The 22,751-nt window shown below is 60.2% G+C and carries 22 protein-coding genes; 16 read left to right on the forward strand and 6 right to left on the reverse strand.

Going from position 1 to position 22,751, the window contains the following annotated elements; all coding sequences use genetic code 11:
- The first annotated feature begins 109 nt into the window (after positions 1–109).
- Positions 110–1,036 (forward strand): LysR substrate-binding domain-containing protein, encoded by a 927-nt coding sequence (locus Q8X48_RS08220; protein ID WP_033048393.1) that lies wholly within the window; start codon positions 110–112, stop codon positions 1,034–1,036.
- A 52-nt stretch (positions 1,037–1,088) separates the two neighbouring features.
- Entirely contained in the window at positions 1,089–1,454 is a 366-nt protein-coding gene (locus Q8X48_RS08225) for a 5-carboxymethyl-2-hydroxymuconate Delta-isomerase (RefSeq protein WP_015093921.1), read from the forward strand.
- A 3-nt stretch (positions 1,455–1,457) separates the two neighbouring features.
- On the opposite strand, the gene Q8X48_RS08230 is transcribed toward Q8X48_RS08225, so the two are convergent.
- The 3 genes from Q8X48_RS08230 to Q8X48_RS08240 form a co-directional block, all read right to left on the reverse strand.
- Positions 1,458–2,396: a LysR substrate-binding domain-containing protein gene (locus Q8X48_RS08230; protein ID WP_407800545.1), complete on the reverse strand. Its 939-nt coding sequence runs from the start codon at positions 2,394–2,396 to the stop codon at positions 1,458–1,460.
- 113 nt (positions 2,397–2,509) lie between these two features.
- Entirely contained in the window at positions 2,510–3,427 is a 918-nt protein-coding gene (locus tag Q8X48_RS08235; protein WP_407800544.1) for a DMT family transporter, read from the reverse strand.
- Positions 3,428–3,440: 13 nt separating this feature from the next.
- Positions 3,441–4,625: a cyanate transporter gene (locus tag Q8X48_RS08240; protein ID WP_407800543.1), complete on the reverse strand. Its 1,185-nt coding sequence runs from the start codon at positions 4,623–4,625 to the stop codon at positions 3,441–3,443.
- A gap of 485 nt (positions 4,626–5,110) precedes the next feature.
- On the opposite strand from Q8X48_RS08240, the gene Q8X48_RS08245 reads away from it, so the two are divergent.
- From Q8X48_RS08245 to Q8X48_RS08270, 6 genes are all read left to right on the forward strand, one after another.
- Positions 5,111–6,493, forward strand: a complete 1,383-nt coding sequence (locus tag Q8X48_RS08245) for a glutamine synthetase family protein (RefSeq protein WP_407800542.1) — start codon at positions 5,111–5,113, stop codon at positions 6,491–6,493.
- 189 nt (positions 6,494–6,682) lie between these two features.
- Positions 6,683–8,332: a phosphoethanolamine transferase gene (locus Q8X48_RS08250; protein ID WP_407800541.1), complete on the forward strand. Its 1,650-nt coding sequence runs from the start codon at positions 6,683–6,685 to the stop codon at positions 8,330–8,332.
- A gap of 72 nt (positions 8,333–8,404) precedes the next feature.
- Entirely contained in the window at positions 8,405–9,055 is a 651-nt protein-coding gene (locus Q8X48_RS08255) for a class I SAM-dependent methyltransferase (protein ID WP_407800540.1), read from the forward strand.
- A gap of 123 nt (positions 9,056–9,178) precedes the next feature.
- Entirely contained in the window at positions 9,179–10,312 is a 1,134-nt protein-coding gene (rnd, locus tag Q8X48_RS08260; RefSeq protein ID WP_126049867.1) for a ribonuclease D, read from the forward strand.
- Positions 10,309–10,602: a YcgL domain-containing protein gene (locus Q8X48_RS08265; RefSeq protein ID WP_102698976.1), complete on the forward strand. Its 294-nt coding sequence runs from the start codon at positions 10,309–10,311 to the stop codon at positions 10,600–10,602. The genes rnd and Q8X48_RS08265 overlap by 4 nt, the downstream gene beginning before the upstream one ends.
- Before the next feature lie 119 nt (positions 10,603–10,721).
- On the forward strand, positions 10,722–11,654 hold the full coding sequence (locus tag Q8X48_RS08270) for a D-2-hydroxyacid dehydrogenase (protein WP_217837481.1): 933 nt from the start codon (positions 10,722–10,724) through the stop codon (positions 11,652–11,654).
- A gap of 123 nt (positions 11,655–11,777) precedes the next feature.
- Here Q8X48_RS08270 and Q8X48_RS08275 read toward each other — a convergent pair whose 3' ends face one another.
- Positions 11,778–12,371 carry a nitroreductase family protein gene (locus Q8X48_RS08275; protein ID WP_407800539.1) on the reverse strand — a complete coding sequence of 198 codons (594 nt, stop codon included), beginning with the start codon at positions 12,369–12,371 and terminating at the stop codon, positions 11,778–11,780.
- A gap of 164 nt (positions 12,372–12,535) precedes the next feature.
- Between Q8X48_RS08275 and Q8X48_RS08280 the strand changes: the two genes are divergently transcribed.
- From Q8X48_RS08280 to araH, 8 genes are all read left to right on the forward strand, one after another.
- Positions 12,536–12,985, forward strand: coding sequence for a YcgN family cysteine cluster protein (locus Q8X48_RS08280; RefSeq protein ID WP_007984794.1), 450 nt, complete (start codon positions 12,536–12,538; stop codon positions 12,983–12,985).
- Positions 12,986–13,020: 35 nt separating this feature from the next.
- Positions 13,021–14,250, forward strand: coding sequence for a hypothetical protein (locus Q8X48_RS08285; protein ID WP_407800538.1), 1,230 nt, complete (start codon positions 13,021–13,023; stop codon positions 14,248–14,250).
- Between the two features lie 123 nt (positions 14,251–14,373).
- On the forward strand, positions 14,374–15,090 hold the full coding sequence (locus Q8X48_RS08290; protein WP_095966307.1) for a FadR/GntR family transcriptional regulator: 717 nt from the start codon (positions 14,374–14,376) through the stop codon (positions 15,088–15,090).
- A 127-nt stretch (positions 15,091–15,217) separates the two neighbouring features.
- On the forward strand, positions 15,218–16,093 hold the full coding sequence (locus Q8X48_RS08295) for an SMP-30/gluconolactonase/LRE family protein (RefSeq protein WP_407800537.1): 876 nt from the start codon (positions 15,218–15,220) through the stop codon (positions 16,091–16,093).
- Positions 16,094–16,367: 274 nt separating this feature from the next.
- Complete coding sequence (locus Q8X48_RS08300; RefSeq protein WP_007977027.1) at positions 16,368–17,186, forward strand: SDR family oxidoreductase; 819 nt, start codon at positions 16,368–16,370, stop codon at positions 17,184–17,186.
- A gap of 138 nt (positions 17,187–17,324) precedes the next feature.
- Complete coding sequence (locus Q8X48_RS08305; RefSeq protein WP_015093936.1) at positions 17,325–18,329, forward strand: substrate-binding domain-containing protein; 1,005 nt, start codon at positions 17,325–17,327, stop codon at positions 18,327–18,329.
- Between the two features lie 64 nt (positions 18,330–18,393).
- Positions 18,394–19,932 carry an L-arabinose ABC transporter ATP-binding protein AraG gene (araG, locus tag Q8X48_RS08310; RefSeq protein ID WP_407800536.1) on the forward strand — a complete coding sequence of 513 codons (1,539 nt, stop codon included), beginning with the start codon at positions 18,394–18,396 and terminating at the stop codon, positions 19,930–19,932.
- 12 nt (positions 19,933–19,944) lie between these two features.
- A complete protein-coding gene (araH, locus tag Q8X48_RS08315; RefSeq protein ID WP_126050913.1) occupies positions 19,945–20,913 on the forward strand; it encodes an L-arabinose ABC transporter permease AraH in 969 nt (322 codons plus the stop codon).
- Positions 20,914–21,115: 202 nt separating this feature from the next.
- On the opposite strand, the gene Q8X48_RS08320 is transcribed toward araH, so the two are convergent.
- The gene (locus Q8X48_RS08320) at positions 21,116–21,439 is read right to left on the reverse strand and encodes a hypothetical protein (RefSeq protein ID WP_126049879.1); all 324 of its coding nucleotides are present in this window, start codon (positions 21,437–21,439) and stop codon (positions 21,116–21,118) included.
- Between the two features lie 81 nt (positions 21,440–21,520).
- Positions 21,521–22,726, reverse strand: a complete 1,206-nt coding sequence (locus Q8X48_RS08325) for an MFS transporter (protein WP_407800535.1) — start codon at positions 22,724–22,726, stop codon at positions 21,521–21,523.
- Between the last annotated feature and the right edge of the window lie 25 nt (positions 22,727–22,751).

A 22,751-nucleotide genomic window follows, 5' to 3' on the forward strand; every position in this document is an offset into this window, starting at 1 on the left:
CTCAATCCATTAGACGTGAACCGCATCAGGCTGTTGAACTTGAGTTGAATGGACGGCAGTTGCCCCGGCTACCTAAACTGTCAGCAGATTTGGGGAACGGGGACACTGGATGAATCGCAACGAACTTCGCAAGGCGGATATCAACCTGATGGTGGTATTCGAAACGCTGATGCTGGAGCGCAATGTCACTCGGGTGGCGGAGAAACTGTTTCTCGGTCAGCCGACCATCAGTTCTGCACTCAACCGCTTGCGTGCGATGTTCAATGATCCGCTGTTCATCCGTGTTGGCCATCGCATGGAGCCGACGGCACGGGCAGAGGAGATCATCAGGCACCTGTCGCCGGCGCTGGATTCCTTGTCCGTGGCCTTGAGCCTGACCCATGATTTTGACCCGGCCAGCAGCACGATGACGTTCCGCATCGGGTTGTCCGACGATGTCGAGTTCGGCCTGTTGCCGCCGTTGCTGCGAACGCTGCGCCAGGAAGCGCCAAAGGTGGTGTTTGTGGTGCAGCATGTCGATTACTGGCGGATTCCCGACTTGCTGGCGTCCGGCGATATCACGGTGGGTATCAGCCAGACCCGTGGCTTGCCGGCCAATGCCAAGCGCAAGTTGCTGCGGCATATCCAGCCCAGCATTTTGCGCGCCGATGCTTGCGACACTCCGCTGACGCTCGACGAATATTGCGCGCGACCGCACGTGCTGGTGTCCCATACCGCCAACGTCAGTGGCTACGCCGACGAGTGGCTGGCGGAAATCGGCCGCACGCGCCAGGTGGTGCTCTCTGTGCCGCAATACAGTTCGTTGCCGGCACTGCTCGCCGGGACGGACCTGATCGCCAGCCTGCCGGACTACACCGCCGAGGCGATGGCGGCTTCCGGAATGCTGTTCAAGGAGCCCTTTCCATTCAAGACACCGACCCTGGATTTGTCCATGGTCTGGCTCAGTCATGTCGATACCGACCCTGCCGAGCGCTGGTTGCGTTCGCGCCTGGAGGCGTTCATGAGTGAGCGTGCCGTTTTGCCGCTGCCCGAATGAACAGGGCGTGTTATACGTACGACCTTTCCATCCCCCTTCCAGGAGCCAACTCATGCCTCACCTGCACATGGAATACACCGCCAACCTGTCCGACCTGAATGCCGATGTGGCGTTGATGCGGTTGAACAATACGCTGGTGGGTTCCGGTCAGTTTGCTGCCGAATTCGACATCAAGAGCCGCGCGGTCAGGGTCGAGACGTTCAAGGTCGGTACTGCTTTGTCTGAGCGGGCGTTCGTGCATGTGAAACTGGCACTGTTGAGTGGTCGTTCCGCACAGATCAAGAAACAACTTTCCGAAAGCCTGCTGGCGGTGGTTCAGGACCTGTGTGAGTGGCCGAGCGGCGTTGAAGTCCAGTTGTGCGTGGAAATTCTCGACATCGATCGCGATTCCTACAGCAAGACCGCCATCAGCCACTGAGTATCAGGCCGTTTCCTGCACGGCGCAGGCCTGGATCACTTGCGCTCGCAGCCAGGTATTGGCGCTGTCCTGATCGACACGCTGGCTCCACTGCATGTCGAGGGTGAAACCCGGTAAACCCTCGGGCGCTTCACAGTGATTGAAGGTGTCGGTACTGGCCAGCAGCCGCTGGATGCGCCGGGGCAGGGTCAGGGCATAGTCGGTGCCGGTAATCAGCTTCAGCGCCGCACTGTAACTGTTGGCGCGCGCGACGATCTGGCGCTGTTTGGCCTGATGCGCGAGCCAGCCGTCGACCATGTTGGTGGCGGACGTCCAGGGTGTCGGGAACACGTGTCGACGTTCGACATAGGTTTGCAGACTCAAACGCAGTTCCGCCGGGGTGGCGCGTTTGTCGAACACACAGACCAGATCATCTTCGAGCAGCGTCCGGGATTTGAAATCGACGTGGCTGCGATGAAAGTTCGGGCCGAAACACATCACCAGGTCGAGGCTGCCTTCGCGCAACGCTTCGGCAGGGATATCGGCTTCGAGTTTGAGCACATTGACCGTCACCGGAAGATCGGCGAGGGCGAAGGTTTTCAACAGGCGCGGCAGGATCAACTGCTCGAAATACTCCGGTGCGCAGAGGTTGAAAGTCACGGCTTGCAGGCCTGGGTCGAACGCGGGTGAGCCGGCGTGACACAAGTTGATGCTTTCCAGGATTTTCAGCGCGTGAGGGTACATCGCGCTGGCTTTGCCGGTGGGTTGCATGCCGCCGGTACGGGTATTGATGAACAGTTCGTCCTCGAAGCTGTTGCGCAGTTTTTTCAGGCAGTAACTCACTGTGGACTGGCTGACGCTAAGCATCTCGGATACGCCGGTGACGCTGTTCTGCTCGTACACGGCGACGAACACCAGGAGGTCCTGCATGTCGAGTTTTCTGAGCGAATTACTGTTGAGCATCCATTGCGTCTCGCTGCATCCCTTGCGCTGACCCTGTGCAGGGTGGGTGAATTATCCTAACGGAATGAGCGAACAGGGAAAATGCCTTGCAGGAAGTTTCCCCCTGGAGCCCTTCAACTCTGGACCATCGCCGACACGGCGCGGCGGCTGGAGATCAACAGCGCGAACATGCCGATGCTCACCAGCAGTGCGCCGGCCAACTCCAGCGGCAGCGGCATCTGGCGTCCCCAAAACCAGTGAAACAAGGTGATGAACAGCGTGCTCAGGTAGATGTAGGAAATCACCGAGGATGGCGCGATCACGCCGATGGCCCGATGCAGCAACCAGAACGTCGCCAGGGTGGCGAACACTGCCAGGTACATCAGCCAATAGAAATCCTTGAGCGTCAGAAATGATGCCGAGCGCCAACCACCACTGAATCCGCAGAACACCAGCAGGAACAGCGCGCCGAACAGCATGTTCCAGAACGTCATGGGCACCGGCCCGCGTCCCTTGAGGCTATTGGCTTTCAGGCGTTGGCTGAGCGGGGCGTAGAGTGCCATCGCCAGGCAACCGATGCCGTACACGGTCAGTGCATACGGCGATGGCAACTCGCCGGGGCCGGTGCCTTTCATGATCAGTAACACCGCCCCGGCAGCGGCGAGCAGCATCGGCACAATCCGTTGTTTCAGGCGGCTGTCAGGTATGAGTACGGCCTCGAAAGCCAGGGTCATCAGCGGCACCAGCGTAAACATCGTCCCGGTATTGACGGCCGAGGTGTAGCGCAATGCTTCGAACAGTGAGCCGAAGTACAACGCCAACAGCAGGCCGAGCACCGCATGACCGAGCAGCCCGCGGGCGGTCATGGCGGCGTTGCCTTCACGCAGCAACAGCGGCAGAAACACCACCGCGCAGAACAACAGGCGCAAACCGGTCAGCAGGATCGGGTCGATGGCCTGGCTGACTTGCGCCGCCGCGGAAAACGAGGCGGCGATCAGCAAGGCCCAAAGCAGCATGCTGACGTGAGCGGCGGCGAAACCGGTGGTTTTCATGGCAGGCTCCGGGTCAGTGGATGTGGCGGCTGTAGTGCCTTGGGTTGAAGCGCAAAACCATCAACATCATCAGCGCCATGACCGCCGTCAGTGACCACCAGGCCCATTCAAAGCTGCCGAGCCGGTCGCGGATGATCCCCGCCAGCAAAGGCGACAGGCTGGCGATCAGGTAGCCGATGCCTTGCACGAATGCGGTCAGGCCACCGGCGCGCAATGGATTGTCCAGGTGATCCAGCGATACGATCAGGCTCATCGGAAACAGCCCGCCAATGCCCAGCCCCAGCAGACATGGCCACATCAGGCTCAAGTGCCGCGGGCTCAGAATCAGTCCGCAGAAACCGGCGATGATCAGTGCCAGCAAGGCCATCAGCACGACTCGGCGGTCGCGGCTGCGATTGGCGATGAAGGGCGTCAGCAGGCCCGACAGCACTTCCATTGCGGTCAGAAACCCGAGCAGCAATCCGGCGTGCTGCTCGCTCCAGCCCTTTTCCACGTAGTACGGCGCCAGCCAGGCCAGAACGCAGGTGTAGGACGCAGTGCCCAGGCCAAAGAAGATCGCGAGTAACCACGCGCGGGAATTGGCGAAGAACGATCCTTTGCTGGATGCCCTCGAATTCGGTGTCGGCATCCCGGTGCTTTGGCTGCGCCAGAAGAGCAATGCCAGCACGGCGAGAACGGCCCAGATCGCCAGGCCCATACGCCAGCTGCCGCTAGACGCCATCACCAGCGGGGCAAAGGACGCACCCAGGGCGGCACCGCCCATGATCGACGTGACGTAGAGCCCCATGCACAAGGCAACGTGGTCGCTGAAGCGGGATTTGATCAGCGCAGGCATCAGGGCCTGGATCAGGGCGATGCCGATACCTGCCAGTACGGCGCTGAGGATCAATTCGGCGACTGAATCGAGAAACAGGCGCGACACCGTGGCCATGCCTATGATCAGCAACGAAAGGACGACCGTGCGCTGTTCACCGAGACGCTGGCTGACACGCAGTCCGAAAAACATCGCCAGTCCCATGGCCATGACCGGCAGCAGGGTCAGCAGTGATGCCAGGCTGAAACTCAGCGGGATCTCCTCGCGAATTGCCGAGAGCAAAGGTCCGACGGCGGCCATGGAGGGACGCAGGTTCTGGGCGACGAGAACAATGCTGAACATCAACCAGAGGGCAGGGCGGGTAGTCGCGCGGGTGTTTTCCATGATCGGACCTTGAACGGTAGAGGTGCGATTAGGCGCGCGAGGCCGCAAGGCCGCAAATCAGAAAGTCTGGTGATGTATTTGGAAATTAAATAGGCGTGCGGTCATACGGACACCGTTGAATGTTTAGCCAGACGACATCCAAGGTTCTTCAAATCCTGATTTAACGACCGAACCCATCGTGTGACGCTGCCGGTCATCTGTTTTCTGCGGTTCTCTCTATGGACGGTTGGCCAGTCGCAATCCACTTCAAGGCAACCATCGGCGCTCGTGCGTCGAGCCTTGGTCGTCGATTCACGCCTGCCACCGCGCCAAGCCTCTCTGCACTTCCTTCTGAGCTGGCCTTCTGGGCGCTGTGGCATTGCCGCCATGCGCGCCCGCCGGATTCCCGCTTTTTCCGCTGATTGCTCCTACATATTCCGGTAGATACCGGAATTAAAGTGCGGGTGCCTTTGCGCACCCGTCAAACACGGAAAAAGAGAGTTTCCATGAGTACTGCCACGACCTCGTTTGCCACCCGGCTTGAAGCCCTGACCTTTCTGGAACAGAACCCGGATATTGAAATGTTCGAGCTGTTCATCCTCGACAACAACGGTGTGCCGCGGGGCAAGCTGCTGCACCGTGACGAGTTGCTGGCGGTTTATGAAAGCGGACGGCCATTGCCGAGCACCATCCTCGGCCTGACCATCAACGGCGATGACGTGGAAAACTCCGGGCTGGTCTGGGATGTCGGCGATATCGACTGCCGGGCCTATCCGATCAGCGGCAGCCTCACGCGTATGCCGTGGCGTCTGATACCGACCGCGGCCGTGCAGGTCAGCATGCACCCGACTGAGGGGATGCCCGCTACAATTGCCGATCCCCGTCACTTACTGGCGAAAGTCATCGAAGGGTTGCAGGCTGACGGCTATTACCCGGTCATGGCGGCGGAACTGGAGTTCTACCTGCTGGATCAGCAACGCGACAGCAATGGCCGGCCGCAACCGGCACGGGATGTCGATGGCGGGCGTCCGCGCGGCACACAGGTCTATGGATTGCGCGAGCTTGAGCAGATCGAACCCTTCCTTGCCGATCTCTACAGCGCCTGCAAGCTCCAGGGGATTCCGGCGCGCACGGCCATTTCCGAATACGCGCCGGGGCAAGTGGAAATCACCCTCGAACACCGCACCGACGCGTTGCAGGCCATGGACGAAGCGGTGCGTTACAAGCGTCTGGTCAAAGGGGTGGCGCACAAGCACGGCATGACAGCGTGCTTCATGGCCAAGCCATTCGATGACCTGGCCGGCACCGGGATGCATATGCACGTGAGTCTGGCGGACAAGGACGGCAACAACCTCTTTGCCAGCGAAGCCCCGGATGGAACGCCCCTGCTCAAGCAGGCTGTTGCCGGCATGCTCAGTACCTTGCTCGACTCGCTGTTGCTGTTCTGCCCCAACGCCAACTCCTACCGTCGATTCCAGGCCAACAGCTATGCGCCGCTGGCAGCCACCTGGGGTGTGGACAATCGCACCGTGAGTTTGCGTGTCCCTGGCGGGCCGGCGTATTCGCGGCACATCGAACATCGAATTTGTGGCGCGGATGCCAACCCCTATCTGGCGGCTGCGGCGATTCTGGCCGGTATCCATCGCGGTATCCGCGAACAACTCGACCCGGGTGCGCCGGTAGAGGGCAATGGCTACGCCCAGGCCGCGAAACTGTTGCCGACGGACTGGCTGACCACATTGCGTTCGCTGGAAGGCTCCAGTTGGGCCAGGGAAGCCTTCGGCGGTGAATTCCTCGGTGTCTACCTGGCGGTGAAACGCGCCGAGTACCGCCAGTTCATGGGGGAGGTGGGCGAGCAGGACTGGCGCTGGTATCTGCATCAGGCTTGAGCCGAAACTGAACCAAAGCTGAACTCTTCTCAAATAGTCTGAAGTTTCAGGCAGGTGTTATAAGCCAACTAATTGTTGGCTTCTTTTTCACAAAAAATTGATGGTTGGCTTCCTAAAATTTGAACTGTCTCGATAAATGAAATTTTCACATTGACCGAAGACACTTCTTTTCAGGACTCGCCGAACCTCATGTTTAAGATTAAAGCCGTGCGCCCCGAATGGGTGACACTCATTGCCAGTGCGTTTTTGTTGGTTGGTTTCAACTTTGTACTCTGGCAACACCTGTTCGAAATCACCACGTCCGATGGTAAAGGCATCGTTATGCGCGTGGCCTTCGGGGTGATGATCTTCGCGGCCTTCAACATCGTGCTGACGCTGCTGGCCTTCCGCCCGGTGCTCAAGCCGGCCCTGACCCTGTTGTTCATGATCAGCGCGGGCGTGGCGTATTTCATGAGCCAGTATGGTGTTCTGATCGACGCCGGCATGTTGCGTAACTTCGCTGAAACCAATGCCACCGAAGTGCGTGACTTGCTGTCGATAAAGTTGTTCGCCTATCTACTGTTGCTCGGTGTTTTTCCAGTCTGGTTATTGTGGGCAACCCCGATTGGTTATCGTCGCTGGCATCGCGAGCTATTAAGTAAGGTATTGGTGATCTTTGCTTCTGTGGCGGTTATCGGTGGTATTGCGCTGATCAATTATCAAGGCCTGTCGTCGCTGTTTCGCAACCACCATGAGTTGCACCTGATGGTGGTGCCGACTAACTACATTGGTGCCTCGCTCGGTTACTTGCGTGAGCAGGTTGCGTCTGCGCATCAACCTTTTATGAAACTTGGTGAAGATGCCCGGCGCAATACGCTCTGGCAAACTCACGGGCGCAAATCCCTGACGGTGCTTGTCGTGGGGGAAAGTGCCCGGGCAGAGAACTTCGGTATCCTTGGCTATAGCCGCGACACCACGCCAAAACTGAGCAAGGAAGATGGCCTGATCGCTTTCACCGATGTGCACTCCTGCGGTACGGAAACCGCCGTATCGGTGCCTTGCATGTTCTCCAACATGGGGCGCAAGGACTACAACGCCAGCAAGGCCAAGAACGAAGAAGGCCTGCTGGATGTGCTCAAGCATGCGGGTATCGACGTGATCTGGCGTGACAACCAGTCAGGCTGCAAGGGTGCATGCGATCGCGTCACCCTCCAGGACGTCAGCAATCTGAAAGACCCGGTGCTGTGCGCCAACAGTGAATGCCGCGACGAAATCCTGCTGCAGGGACTTCAACATTTCATCGATACCCTGGACAAGGACACCGTGCTGGTATTGCACCAGATGGGTAGCCACGGTCCGGAGTACTTCAAGCGTTATCCGAAAGAGTTCGAGCACTTCACCCCGGTCTGCGAGAGTAATGCCCTGAACAATTGCAGTCGCGAAAGTATCGTCAATGGTTACGACAACACCTTGGTCTATACCGACCATGTGCTGTCGACCTTGATTGATCTGCTGCGCAGCAACCAGTCCAAAGTGGACACCGCGATGCTGTATCTGTCGGACCACGGTGAGTCCCTGGGCGAGTACAACTTGTTCCTCCACGGCACGCCTTACATGCTGGCACCGGAGCAGCAAAAACATGTAGCCATGTTTGCCTGGTTCTCCGACAGCTATAAACAGTCGTTTGCGGTAGATACCCGCTGCCTGCAACAGAGTCGTGAAAAGCCCCTGAGCCAGGACAACCTGTTCCATTCGATGCTTGGACTGCTGGAGGTCAACAGCAAGGTCTACAACCAGGATCTGGACATGTTTGCCGGATGTCGTGGCCCGGTGACCGACGGTGTGTTGGCCAAGGATTGAGTGCTCCGGTTTTGTTTCACGCGGCGGCTGCCGACCTGCGGCCAGTAGAACGTTTATCAAGAGCCATTGCACATGTCCGCTCAGCCCCCATCCGCCATCGAGCTTGAGATTGCCCGGCGCTACGACCAGGAACACGCACGCGTCTGCCTGCAGCCGCAAGCGCCGGGCCTGACCGGGTGTCTGCTGTTCTGGCGTGAGGCGCGTCTGGTGCGCAATGCACTCAAGGTCGCCGGCGAACCGGGGCTGATCCTCGACGTGGCCTGCGGGGTGGGGCGTTTCTGGTCGGTGCTGGCCGAACATGCCAATCGGGTGATCCTCGCGACGGACCCGTCCCAGGACATCCTCGATCATGCCCGCACACATCACCCGCAAAGCCTGTTGAAGCGGTTCAAGACCTTTCAAAGCTCCGCCTTCTCGATTGGTTTGTCGGAGAACGCGGTCGACTGCATTTTTTGCATGCAGCTGTTTCAGCACCTTTACAGCCAGGAGCATCGTCTGGCGATGCTGAGCGAGTTTTACCGGGTCAGTCGCGATACGGTGATTGTCGCGGTGCGCCTCGACGGACGTTTCAAGGGCGCGCATTCAAGCGTGGAGGGAGCGCTACCGAGCAAGGCCGGGGTCGAAAGCGAGTTCAGGCAGGCGGGATTCCGTTTGCTCAGCCATCAGGATTTTTTTCCCGGTTGTGCACAAATGCGGGTCTACGTGCTGGGTAAGACCCGCTAGGCCGACCTTGTCGGACTATTCTTCATGTCACGCAGTCATTTTCGCTAACGCTCTTGTTCAGTGGATGCGCGGAAATCGCCGGGGGCGATATATACTGCGCGCCATTCTTCAAGGGAGAGCCGTGTGGCCATCGATATTCACTGGATTCGCGACAACGATAGCCTCGGTCGGTTTTGTGCCGAGTGGCAGCAACTGCCATTCGTTGCCCTCGATACCGAATTCATGCGGGTCGACACCTTCTACCCGATCGCAGGCCTGCTGCAGGTCGGCGATGGCGAACGTGCCTACCTGATTGATCCGCTGACCATCGACAACTGGCAGCCTCTGGCCGCGTTGCTGGAAAATCCGGCCGTGCTCAAGGTTGTCCACGCGTGCAGCGAAGACCTCGAAGTCCTGCTGCGCCTGACCGGTAGCCTGCCGGCGCCACTGTTCGATACGCAATTGGCAGCCGCTTACCTGAACCTCGGTTTCTCCATGGGCTATTCGCGCCTGGTGCAGGAAGTGCTCGGCATCGACCTGCCCAAGGGTGAAACCCGTTCTGACTGGCTGCAACGTCCGCTCTCCGAAACCCAGATCAGCTATGCCGCCGAAGACGCCGTGCACCTGGCCGAAGTCTTCGTAAAGCTGCGTCCAAAGCTGTCTGACGAGAAATACGCCTGGGTTCTGGAAGACGGTGCCGAACTGGTGGCCAACCTGCGCCGCGAGATCGATCCGTACGAGGTCTATCGCGATGCCAAGCTGGCCTGGAAGCTGTCCCGCGCCCAACTCGCGGTATTGCGTGAGCTCTGCGCCTGGCGCGAAAAGGAAGCCCGTGCCCGCGACCTGCCGCGCAACCGGATCATCCGCGAGCATTCGTTGTGGCCGCTGGCGCGTACGCAACCGGATAATCTCGGCGCCCTGGCGAAAATCGAAGACATGCACCCGCGTACCGTGCGTCAGGATGGTGAGTTTCTGCTTGATCTGATCAAGCGCTCTGGCAGTGTGTCGCCAGATCAATGGCCGCCAGCCGTGCCGGAGCCGCTGCCGGTGGATGCTGCCGTGTTACTCAAGCAGCTCAAAGCCATCGGCCAGGCCGAGGCCGAGCGCCTGAACATTGCGCCGGAACTGATGCTGCGCAAGAAAACCCTGGAAGCGCTGCTCAAGAGCGGCTTCCCCAATGGTCCCTACCAATTGCCTGATTCGCTGCGTGGCTGGCGCCGCGAATTGATGGGCCAGGCGCTGCTAGGCAGCCTGGTCACCGCCGGAGAACAGCCTTGAAACGTATTTGCTCCATCTACCGCAGCTCGAAAAGAAACGAAATGTACCTGTATGTGCTCAAGAGCGATGCTCTGGAGCGCGTGCCGGAACCCCTGATGGCAGCCTTCGGCAAGGCCATCCACGCGTTCGACCTGGTGCTCAGCCCCGAGCGCAAGCTGTCGCGCGAGGACATCACCGTCGTGCTGGATAACCTCGAAAAACAGGGTTATCACCTGCAAATGCCGCCAGCCGAAGACGAGTACATCGAGCACTTGCCGGAAGAATTGTTGCGCCGCAACGATCCGGTGTGAATGGCAGACAGGCTCTGTTCAGAGTGGTTATGAAACACTGATTGATTTTAGCGATGGCAGCATCGACCGAGCAGCGCTCTGTCGGCTGCCGTCTGCATCGTTTTTGAAAGGTTTGAAGCATGCGCGTCCTGATTGCTGAACACGACCACCCCGTGTACGCCCAACTGTTGCGCGAGGCGGCACCGGATCTGGAGGTGCTGACCAGCGGTGACTCCGCCGAGCTGGCCGGCCAGGCCGCTGATTGTCCGGTGTGGCTCGGCCAGCCTGATCTGCTGGCGACCCTGTTACGCCAGGGCCATCAACCGCAATGGCTGCAATCGACGTGGGCCGGCATTACGCCGCTGCTGGCCGATGGCTTGCCACGGCACTATCGCCTGACCCGTGCAGTCGGCATCTTCGGGCAAGTCATGGCCGAGTACGTGCTCACCTATATGCTCGGTCACGAACGCGAAGTGCTGGCGCGACTGGTCAGCCAGGTCGAGCGCAAATGGGACAGCCGCCATGGCCAGAGCCTGGCGGGGCGCAAGGTGTTGATCGTCGGCACCGGTGATATCGGTCAGAGTGTCGCGCAGTTCCTCGTGCCGTTCGGTGTCGAGCTGTATGGCGTTGCCAGCAGCGCGCGGGAACAGGCACCGTTTATCGAAGTCGGTTCACTGGCGGATCTGCCGCGGCTGGTCGGTGAAGTCGATTACGTGGTCAATCTGCTGCCGAACACGCCGCAAACCCACGATATCTACGACGCGGCGCTGTTCAAGCAATTCAAGCCGACCGGGTTGTTCATCAATGCCGGGCGCGGTGTGGCGGTGGTCGATGCGGATCTGGTGGAAGCCTTGAAGGAAGGGCATCTGGCGGGCGCGGTGATCGACGTGTGCCGTCAGGAGCCATTGCCCCAGCGGCATCCATTCTGGACAGCCTGGGGCCTGCTGCTTACAGGCCACAGTTCGGCACCGACTTCGCCGTCGATGATGGTGAAGCTGTTTGTCGAAAACCTGCGGGCGTTTCAGGCGGGAGAGGCGTTGCGCGGGGAAGTGGATTTCGATCGCGGGTACTGAAATCACTCTCAAAAACTGTGGGAGCGAGCTTGCTCGCGATGAGGCCATTAGCTTCAATATCAATGTTGACTGACTGGCCGCCATCGCGAGCAAGCTCGCTCCCACAGGGATTTTCAGTATGGCTTAGAGACTGAAGTCGCCTTCAGCCGCCAGCTCGCTCAACGGACGACGCGGGCTTGGTACTTCACGGGCCTGCAGGTACTCCGCCAGGTTGGCCTTGTCCCCCAGCTTGCCCACCGCGACGGCGGCGTGCAGGGCGTAGCCTTCAGGAATGTTCAGCTCCTTGCGGGTCAGCTCCTGGTCGAAGCCGGCCATGCCGTGGGTGTGCCAGCCGCTGAGGCTTGCTTGCAGGGCCAGGTGGCCCCAGGCGGAACCGGTGTCGAAGGTGTGCCACAGGGCCGGGGTTTCTTCGGTGGCGCCAGGCGCGACGAAGGTGGTTTTCGAAATCACGATCACCAGGGCCGAAGCATGTTGCGCCCAGCTGCGGTTGAATTCGTTCAGCAGTCCCAGGTAGCGCTCCCAGTTCGGCGTATCGCGACGTGCGTAAAGGAAGCGCCAGGGTTGCGAGTTGTAGGCCGAAGGTGCCCAGCGCGCAGCTTCGAAGAAGCTCAGCAGGGTTTCTTCGGCAATGGCTTCGCCAGTGAAGGCGCGGGGCGACCAGCGATCGGTGAACTGAGGGTCAATGGTGTAATCGGCAACGCGTGGGTTGGCACTCATCAAGAGATTCCTTGCTACGTTTGAAAGTGGAAGCGACGAAAAACCCTACTTGGCAGCGCAGAAACTGACAAGCCCGTTCTACCGACAGTCGCCAATGCTTGGCCCACGGGGTTTCGGGCACTAGACTGGCGGCCTTTTCACCACCTGATGTCGATGCTCGAACCATGGCCGCCAAAGTAGAACCGTTCTGGATACGCAAGACCCTCGATCAACTCGATCAGGAGGAATGGGAGTCGCTGTGCGACGGCTGTGGATTGTGCTGTCTGCAAAAGCTTGAAGACGAAGACGACAACAGCGTCTATTACACGCGCATCGCCTGCAAACTGCTGGACCTGAAAACCTGCCAGTGCACGGATTATCCTAACCGTCGCGACACTGTGCCTGACTGCATCCAGCTCACGCCGGGCAAGGCCGACGAATTCAAATGGCTGCCGCCGACATGCGGCTATCGTCTGGTCAGCGAAGGCAAGGACCTGCCGTTGTGGCATCACCTGGTGTGCGGTGATCGCGATGCCGTGCACCATGAGCGGATCTCCCAGTCCGGGCGCATGCTCGCCGAAGGCAGCGTGCCGGAAGACGACTGGGAAGATCACCTGATTTTCCGCGCAGGCTGACTGCCAGAGGCTCAACCTTTCACGAAGGAGTGTGTATGGCTGTGGGATGGCGGCAGGCGTGGGGCGTTGGATTACTGGCCGTGAGCGCGCCCGTATGGGCAGCGAACAAGGTCGATCTGGATTATCACGTGCGCCTGTTGCCGAAGAACGATCAGGCCGAAGTGCGCCTGACGCTCGCCCAGGGCTCGGCGGTTCGCAGTCTGGATTTCGACCTGGGCGATGGCAGCCACTACAGCGATTTCAAGGCCGACGGCCAATGGCAACTGACCTCTGGCAAAGCGGTGCGGGGTGTCTGGCGTCCAGCGGCTGACAAGGCCAGCCTGACGTATCGGGTGAATATCAACCACGAACGCAAGAACGGCAGTTTTGAAGCTCGCATGACGCCAAACTGGGCATTGATGCGCGGCGACGATCTGGTGCCGCCTGCCAGACTCGATCAACAAGATGGCATCGAACTGGTTTCACGCCTTGAATTCGAGCTGCCCGGTGGCTGGAAAAGCGTCGAAACCGCGTGGCCACGGATCGGCCAGAACAAGTTCCGTATCGATAACCCTTCCAGGCTGTTCGACCGGCCCACGGGCTGGATGCTCGCCGGCCAGCTTGGCAGCCGCCGTACCCGTCTGGGCGAGACTGAAGTCACCGTCGCCTCGCCGCTGGGGCAGGGCATGCGGCGTATGGATGTGCTGACGATGCTGACCTTCGTCTGGCCGCAAGTGCAGGCGCTGTACCCGCGACACCCGGGCAAACTGCTGATCGTCGGGGCCAATGATCCGATGTGGCGTGGCAGCCGGTCGGCGCATGAGTCGATCTACCTCAACAGTCGCCTGCCATTGGTCAGCGAAAGCGGCTCCAGCGCTCTGGTTCGCGAGTTGGCCCAGGTGTTCGGACGGATCAACGGCACAAAGCGCAGTGACTGGATCAATGAAGGCTTTGCCGAGTATTACGCCATCGAACTGGTGCGGCGGGCCGGCGGCATGAGCGATGAACGCTACGAGAGCCTGCACGGCAAACTGGTCGGGACCAGCCAGAAAGTCACCACGCTGCGCAGTGATCGGGTCAACCCGGCGCAGGTGGCCAGGGCGGTGGTGTTGCTGCAGGAACTGGATCGCGAGATTCGTCTGAAAACCCACAACAAGCGTTCACTGGACGACGTGTTGCGCGGGGCGATGCAGCAGGGGGAAATCGATACCCAGGCGTTTGTTCAGCTCAGCGAGAGCGTGATAGGTGGGTCTTCAAAAGTACTCAGTACCGAGTTGATTCAGTAACACCGTCATTCGCGAGCAAGCCCGCTCCCGCATCAGATTTCTGATTTCTTCAAAAAATCAAATTGACACACAATCGTATGATGATTAGCGTGGTCCTCCATCGCATACGGCTTGGAGGTGCTCATGTCCAACAGCTTTCATGCTACGACGGTCGACTGGCTGGGATGCTGGCTGGCCACGGGGCAGGTCAGGCCGGGTGAGTCACTCAAGGTCGAAGCCGACCTCGGCGAACAACTTGGCGTGAGCCGTACGGTCATCCGCGAAGCGATCAAAACCCTGGTTGCCAAAGGCATGCTCGAAGTCGGCCCGAAAGTCGGCACGCGAGTGTTGCCGGTGCGGCGCTGGAACCTCTTCGATCCACAAGTCGTCGGCTGGCTGTCGCGCAGCGGCTTGCCGGAAAACTTCGTCGACGATCTGCTCGATCTGCGTCGCACCATCGAACCGATGGCCGTGCGCTGGGCTTGTGAGCGCGCAACCGGCGAACAGGTGGACGCGATCCTGTTGGCCTGCAACGCGCTGGAACGGGCGGTGGACAGCGGCATCGATTACAACCGTGCCGACCAGCTCTTCCACGAGTGCATCCTGGCCGCCAGCCACAATCAATTCATCGAACAAATGGTTCCCGCCCTCGGCGCGTTGCTGGCGGTGGCCTTTGAAGTGTCCGCCGCCGACCCGGATGAACTGCGTCGCACCTTGCCGATTCACCGGGACCTGGCCGAGGCTATTGCGGCCCGTGATACCGCTCGGGGCGTCTGGGCCTGCATGACCCTGATCGATAACGCCGCCCTGGCGATCAAGCGTTACTACCCGCAAGTCATGGCCGATAAAAAGGCCAGCTGAGCACTCGAACCCCTGTAGGAGCGAGCTTGCTGGCGATGGTTTATCAGCTACCACGAGACCGACTGACACACCATCGCCAGCAAGCTGGGTCCTACATCATAAAAACAAGAACCATGCAGGAGGTTTCATGACGTTGACGGCGGTTACCGGGCATCGGGCGAAACTGGGCGAAGGTCCGTTCTGGGATGCGCCGACCCAGGCCCTGTATTGGGTGGATATCGCGGGTAAACAGGCGTTGCGGTTGATCGGCGCTAACGTGCAGATCTGGCAGATGCCGGAACATGTGTCAGCTTTCATCCCCTGTGAAAGCGGCGACGCGCTGGTGACATTGAGCAGTGGCGTGTATCGGCTCGATCTCGATTCACCGGGCCTGACGCCGCGCCTGACATTGTTCTGCGTGGCCGATCCGCAACCGGGCAACCGCCCCAACGAAGCCCGCTGCGACGCCCAGGGTCGGCTCTGGCTCAGTACCATGCAAAACAATATCGGAGAACAGGGCGAAGACCTGCCCATCGTGCGCCGTTCGGGTGGACTGTTGCGCATCGATCGTGCCGGGCGGGTTGTGCCGTTACTGCGCAACCTGGGCATTCCCAACACGCTGTTGTGGAGCGATGACGCCACCAGCGTTTATTTCGGCGACAGCCTCGATGGCACCTTGTATCGACACTTCATCCGTAGCAACGGCGCCCTTGATGCGCCGCAGGTCTGGTTTGGCCCGCACGGGCGCGGCGGCCCGGACGGCTCGGCGATGGATGCCGAAGGTTTTATCTGGAATGCCCGTTGGGATGGCCACTGTCTGCTCAGGTTGAGCCCTGACGGCAAAGTCGACCGGACCATCGAACTGCCGATCAGTCGTCCCACCAGTTGCGTGTTCGGTGGTGCAGACCTGAAAACCCTGTACATCACCAGCGCGGCGAGTCCACTGGGCCATCCCCTGGATGGGGCGGTGCTGTCGATTCCAGTGGATGTGCCCGGGAAGCGTTGTACGCGTTTTGCGGGTTAATTCCCATAATATGGGATATGAATATATATATTGAGATTTGTCGCGGGCCAGGTTTATAGTCGGCCTCACCAGTTACATGCACTCACACTCAAAAAAACAAAACAGGTGAAGTGATGCAGCGAAATTCCCCCGTGCTCCCTTGCGCAGACAGTGCCGCAGAGCGTTTTCAAGCTGAAACGTTTTCGCTTTCACCTGTTTTCTTCCACAACGCCTTTTGACCGGCCATCGACTGATGTCCGGTTTTTGTCGTGTTTTCGAACAGGAGTCTTGAACCATGGCTGAACCGCTGTCATTGCCCCCGGTGCCAGAGCCGCCCAAGGGTGAGCGCCTCAAAGACAAAGTCGTGTTGCTGACCGGTGCCGCCCAGGGCATTGGCGAGGCCATTGTGGCGACCTTTGCGTCCCAGCAGGCCAGGCTGATCATCAGCGACATCCAGGCCGAGAAGGTCGAGAAGGTCGCGGCGCACTGGCGCGGACAGGGCGCCGACGTGGTGGCGATCAAGGCTGACGTTTCACAGCCGCAGGATCTGCAGGCGATGGCAAGGCTGGCGGTCGAGCGACACGGCCGGATCGATGTGCTGGTCAACTGCGCCGGGGTCAACGTGTTCCGTGATCCGCTGGAAATGACCGAGGAAGACTGGCGTCGCTGCTTTGCCATCGATCTGGATGGCGCCTGGTATGGCTGCAAGGCGGTGCTGCCGCAGATGATCGAGCAGGGCATCGGCAGCATCATCAATATTGCCTCGACCCATTCCTCCCACATCATTCCGGGCTGCTTTCCCTACCCGGTGGCCAAGCACGGCTTGCTCGGCCTGACCCGCGCGCTGGGCATCGAATATGCGTCCAGGGGCATCCGCGTCAACGCCATCGCACCGGGCTATATCGAAACCCAGATCAATATCGATTACTGGAACGGTTTTGCCGACCCTCACGCTGAGCGCCAGCGTGCGTTTGACCTGCATCCACCCAAACGCATCGGCCAGCCGATTGAAGTGGCGATGACTGCGGTGTTCCTGGCCAGTGATGAAGCGCCGTTCATCAATGCCTCGTGCATCACCATCGATGGTGGGCGCTCGGTGATGTACCACGACTGAGTGGTCGGGCTTTCAGGCGTCTTGGTACGCCTGAAAGTCAATCATCATACGATATGACTATTGGCAGTACGGTTTACCGCCCAGGCTTTACAGAACGCTTTCAAAGAACGCTCAAGAAAAATAACAAGGAGTCAGCTTATGAATCGTCGTCGTGCTATCCGTTCCCTATGCTGTGCCGCGTTGGCGGTCTCGGCGGTCAGCCTGAGCAGCACGCTGCTGGCGGCCGAGGAAGTGAAAATCGGGTTTCTGGTCAAGCAAGCGGAAGAGCCCTGGTTCCAGACTGAGTGGGCGTTTGCCGAAAAGGCCGGGAAAGAGAAGGGCTTCACCCTGATCAAGATCGCCGTGCCGGACGGTGAGAAAACCCTGTCGGCCATCGACAGCCTCGCGGCCAACGGCGCCAAGGGCTTCGTGATCTGCCCGCCGGACGTGTCCCTCGGCCCGGCAATCATGGCCAAGGCCAGGCTCAACGGGTTGAAGGTGATCGCCGTCGATGACCGTTTCGTCGATGCCAGCGGCAAATTCATGGAAGACGTGCCGTACCTCGGCATGGCCGCGTTCGAAGTCGGCCAGAAGCAAGGCCATGCCATGGCCACCGAGGCGAAGAAACGCGGCTGGGACTGGAAAGACACGTACGCGGTGATCAATACCTACAACGAACTCGACACCGGCAAGAAGCGCACTGACGGTTCGGTCAAAGCCCTGGAAGACGCCGGCATGCCAAAGGACCACATCCTGTTCTCGGCTCTGAAGACCCTCGACGTGCCGGGCAGCATGGACGCCACCAACTCGGCGTTGGTGAAACTGCCGAGTGCAGCGAAGAACCTGATCATCGGCGGCATGAACGACAACACCGTGCTCGGCGGTGTGCGCGCCACCGAGAGCGCCGGGTTCGCTGCGGCCAACGTGATCGGCATCGGCATCAACGGTACCGACGCCATCGGCGAGCTGAAGAAGCCCGACAGCGGCTTTTATGGTTCGATGCTGCCGAGCCCGCACATCGAGGGCTACAACACCGCAAGCATGATGTACGAGTGGGTCACCACCGGCAAAGAACCGGCGAAGTACACCGCCATGGATGACGTGACGCTGATCACCCGCGACAACTTCAAGCAGGAACTGGAAAAGATCGGCCTGTGGAACTGACGGCCATTGGTTTCAGCGGCGGTCTCGGCGACGAGGCTGCCTGTCCGGTTTGAAGAGGTGGGTTATGCACGCGCAAACACATACACAACAACACAGCGGCAGCTTGCGTTTCAACGGGATCGGCAAGACCTTTCCCGGGGTGAAGGCGCTGGACAACATCAGCTTCGTCGCCTATCCGGGGCAGGTTCATGCCTTGATGGGCGAGAACGGCGCCGGCAAATCGACGCTGCTGAAAATCCTCGGCGGGGCCTACATACCCAGCAGCGGAGCCTTGCAGATCGGCGAGCGGACGATGGACTTCAAGTCCACCGCCGACAGCATCGGCAGTGGCGTCGCGGTGATCCACCAGGAGCTGCATCTGGTGCCGGAAATGACCGTGGCTGAGAACCTGTTTCTCGGGCATCTGCCAGCCAGTTTCGGCCTGATCAATCGCAGCGCCCTGCGCCAGCAGGCACTGGCCTGTCTCAAAGGCCTGGCCGATGAGATCGACCCGCAGGAGAAAGTCGGGCGCCTGTCTCTCGGCCAGCGGCAACTGGTGGAAATCGCCAAGGCGCTGTCCCGTGGCGCCCATGTGATCGCCTTCGACGAGCCCACCAGCAGCCTTTCGGCGCGGGAGATCGACCGCCTGATGGCGATCATCGGCCGGCTGCGGGACGAGGGCAAAGTGGTGCTCTACGTCTCCCACCGCATGGAAGAAGTGTTCCGCATCTGCAATGCGGTGACGGTGTTCAAGGACGGGCGATACGTGCGCACGTTCGATGACATGAGCGAGCTGACCCATGATCAACTGGTCACCTGCATGGTCGGGCGCGACATCCAGGACATCTACGATTACCGCCCGCGCCAGCGCGGTGCGGTGGCGCTCAAGGTCGACGGTCTGCTCGGGCCGGGGTTACGCGAGCCCGTGAGTTTCGAGGTGCACAAAGGCGAGATTCTCGGGTTGTTCGGGCTGGTGGGCGCCGGTCGCACCGAGCTGCTGCGCCTGCTCAGCGGCCTGGCGCGAAACCGCGCCGGACAGCTGAAACTGCGTGGCCATGAACTGAAGCTGCGTTCACCCCGGGATGCGATTGCCGCCGGGATCCTGTTGTGCCCCGAGGACCGCAAGAAGGAAGGCATCCTGCCGCTGGCCAGCGTCGCCGAGAACATCAACATCAGCGCCCGCGGCGCCCATTCCGCCTTCGGCTGCCTGTTGCGTGGCCAGTGGGAGAAAGGCAATGCCGACCAGCAGATCAAGGCGCTCAAGGTGAAAACACCACACGCCGGGCAGCCGATCAAGTTTCTATCCGGTGGCAATCAACAGAAGGCCATTCTCGGCCGCTGGCTGTCGATGCCGATGAAAGTGTTGCTGCTCGACGAACCCACCCGTGGCATCGACATCGGTGCCAAGGCCGAGATCTACCAGATCATCCATAACCTGGCGGCCGAGGGGATCGCGGTGATTGTGGTGTCCAGCGACTTGATGGAAGTCATGGGCATTTCCGACCGCATCCTGGTGCTGTGCGAAGGCGCGCTGCGTGGCGAACTGAGCCGCGACCAGGCCAACGAATCCAACCTGCTGCAACTGGCTTTGCCGCGCCAACGCGCTGACGGCGTGGCGAACTGAGAGGTGACTATGATGACAACCCAAAACAACACCCTGCCGACCACGCGCAAACCGCTGGACCTGCGGCGCTTCCTCGATGACTGGGTGATGCTGCTGGCCGCCGTCGGAATCTTCGTGCTCTGTACCCTGATGATCGACAACTTCCTATCGCCACTGAACATGCGTGGCCTGGGCCTGGCGATTTCCACCACCGGGATCGCTGCGTGCACCATGTTGTATTGCCTGGCGTCCGGGCATTTCGACTTGTCGGTGGGTTCGGTGATTGCCTGTGCCGGGGTGGTTGCGGCGGTGGTGATGCGCGACACCGACAGCGTGTTTCTCGGTGTCTGTGCGGCGCTGGTGATGGGCCTGATTGTCGGGCTGATCAACGGCATCGTCATCGCCAAGCTGCGGGTCAACGCGCTGATCACCACGCTGGCGACCATGCAGATCGTGCGCGGCCTTGCCTACATCTTCGCCAACGGCAAGGCGGTGGGGGTGTCCCAGGAGTCGTTCTTCGTGTTCGGCAACGGCCAGATGTTCGGCGTGCCGGTACCGATCCTGATCACCATCGTCTGCTTCCTGTTCTTCGGCTGGCTGCTGAACTACACGACCTACGGGCGCAACACCATGGCCATCGGCGGCAATCAGGAGGCGGCGTTGCTGGCCGGGGTCAATGTCGACCGGACCAAAATCATCATCTTTGCCGTGCATGGCGTGATCGGCGCGCTGGCCGGGGTGATCCTGGCGTCGCGCATGACCTCCGGGCAACCGATGATCGGCCAGGGTTTCGAGCTGACCGTGATCTCGGCCTGTGTACTGGGCGGGGTATCGTTGAGTGGCGGGATCGGCATGATCCGGCACGTGATTGCCGGGGTGTTGATTCTGGCGATCATCGAGAATGCGATGAACCTGAAGAATATCGATACGTTTTATCAGTATGTGATTCGCGGTTCGATCTTGCTGCTGGCGGTGGTCATTGACCGACTTAAGCAGCGCTGACATTCATTTCCTCCGTAGGCGCGGGCTTGCCCGCGAAGGTCTGTCTGAAATGTAAATGTTGGATATGACGACGCCTTCGCGGGCAAGCCCGCTCCCACAGGGTTCTGCCTTCACACATTGAGTGTTGGTGTGGCATAGATCCTGTGGGAGCGGGCTTGCTCGCGAAGGGGCCGTCAGCTTCAGTACATTTATCCTGGCTTCACTATTGGCTGATGTTGCTGTCCTCGTCCTCGGTGGTGCTCGAGCCGAGACCACCGCTGCCGGGCGTTTTTCTGTTCGGCAAGTCCGCCCCTCCCTGACGCCCCATGTCATTGCCCTGGATGCGCGGGTCGGTGCCGGTGGACGGAGGCAGGTTGTGATCGATCGTGGTGCCGTCGGTGTTCATGCCGGGGGCACTCTGGATGGCCGGCGCCCTGGGCTTTTCCACCGGGTTGGTCGGGCCGGTACTCGAGCCGAGGGTCCCGGCGAACGAGGCACAAGACAGCAGGGCGCAGAGGGCGAGGGCGGTCAACCTGGACAGGATCATGGTGTTGTCTCCAACGGGTAGAGTCCTTACCTGATTAGTCCGTCCTCGACCGGGATAGGTGCGTTGTTAGCGACGGACGGCTCAGGCCTGTGTCAATGCCCTGACCGCTGTTGCCCTTCGCCAGATCAATCGGCCTGCGGTGATCAACCAGTTGAGCGCAGCAACCGCCAGCACGGTGAGCAGCAGTGTGGCCATGCCTTGCTCGACGATGATTTTCCCGGCCAGCAAGGGGAAGCCGAACACACCGATGAAGTACGACAGGCTGAACAGCAGCAAGGATTGTGCGGTGGTGCCAGTCGGCGCCTCATTGGCGGCCAGGCCGTTGATCACCGAGTAGGTCAGGCCGTAACCGGTCCCGAGCATCACCGCCGCGAGCACGTAGCTGAAGCTGCTGTCGACGACAAAACCGAACATGACGATTGATGCCAGCATCAGCCCCGACAGCAGGCACGAGGCACGCAATGGATCGCGCTTGACCACGAACCCGGCAACCAGCATTCGGCCACTGATCGCCGCGCTCATGAAGCCGAGGAAGAACAGCGAGTAGTCGAGCGAGTGCGCTGCGGCATAACTGGTTTGAAAGCTCGACAGGCCGCCGAACACGCAGCCGCCAAGACCGACCATGATGATCGCAAAGACAGCCCTGGACGACAGCACCTGACCCGCTGCACGCCACGAAATCCGCGACACGCTGCCCGATGGCAGAGGGGCCTGATTCAATTTTTGCTGCAGTCGCCAGAACAGCACCACACCGACCAGGCTGGCCAGTGCCGCCAGATAAAACGCAGCGGTTACCGGATACCCGAGGGCACTCGCCGCGCGGCCGAGCAGCGGGCCACTGCCGATCCCGGTCATCATGCTGCCCGACAGCAGGGCGAAGTATCTGGCGCGCTGTGCGGGTGTCACCAGGCTTGCCACGATGATCGGCCCGAGGGTGTAGAACACGCCCCAACCCAGGCCCAGCAGCAGGCCGAAAAACAACAACAGAGGGCCGAAGCCCGGGGTCAGGGCGAAGCCCAGGCTGGCCGCTACCAGCAACACACCGAACAGCGCCACCGACCGGGCGGCACCGAGCAGGTCGGACAAATGACCGGAAACGATCACCGCCGCAAAGGTGCTGAGCATCGCCGCCGAAATCACACTGCCGGCATCGTGTTCGTTGCCGCCACGCGCGTTGATCAGCAGCGACAGCAGGAAGGTCGAGCCATAGGACAATGACAGCAGGTAACTGGCAAGGCAAAACAGGCCGAACAATTTGCTTGAGACTGGGGGTGTTGCGGTAGACATGACGCGGTTCCTTGACCGGATAAGT

Source organism: Pseudomonas sp. QLc11A (assembly GCF_052112305.1).
Lineage (GTDB): Bacteria > Pseudomonadota > Gammaproteobacteria > Pseudomonadales > Pseudomonadaceae > Aquipseudomonas > Aquipseudomonas laurylsulfatiphila.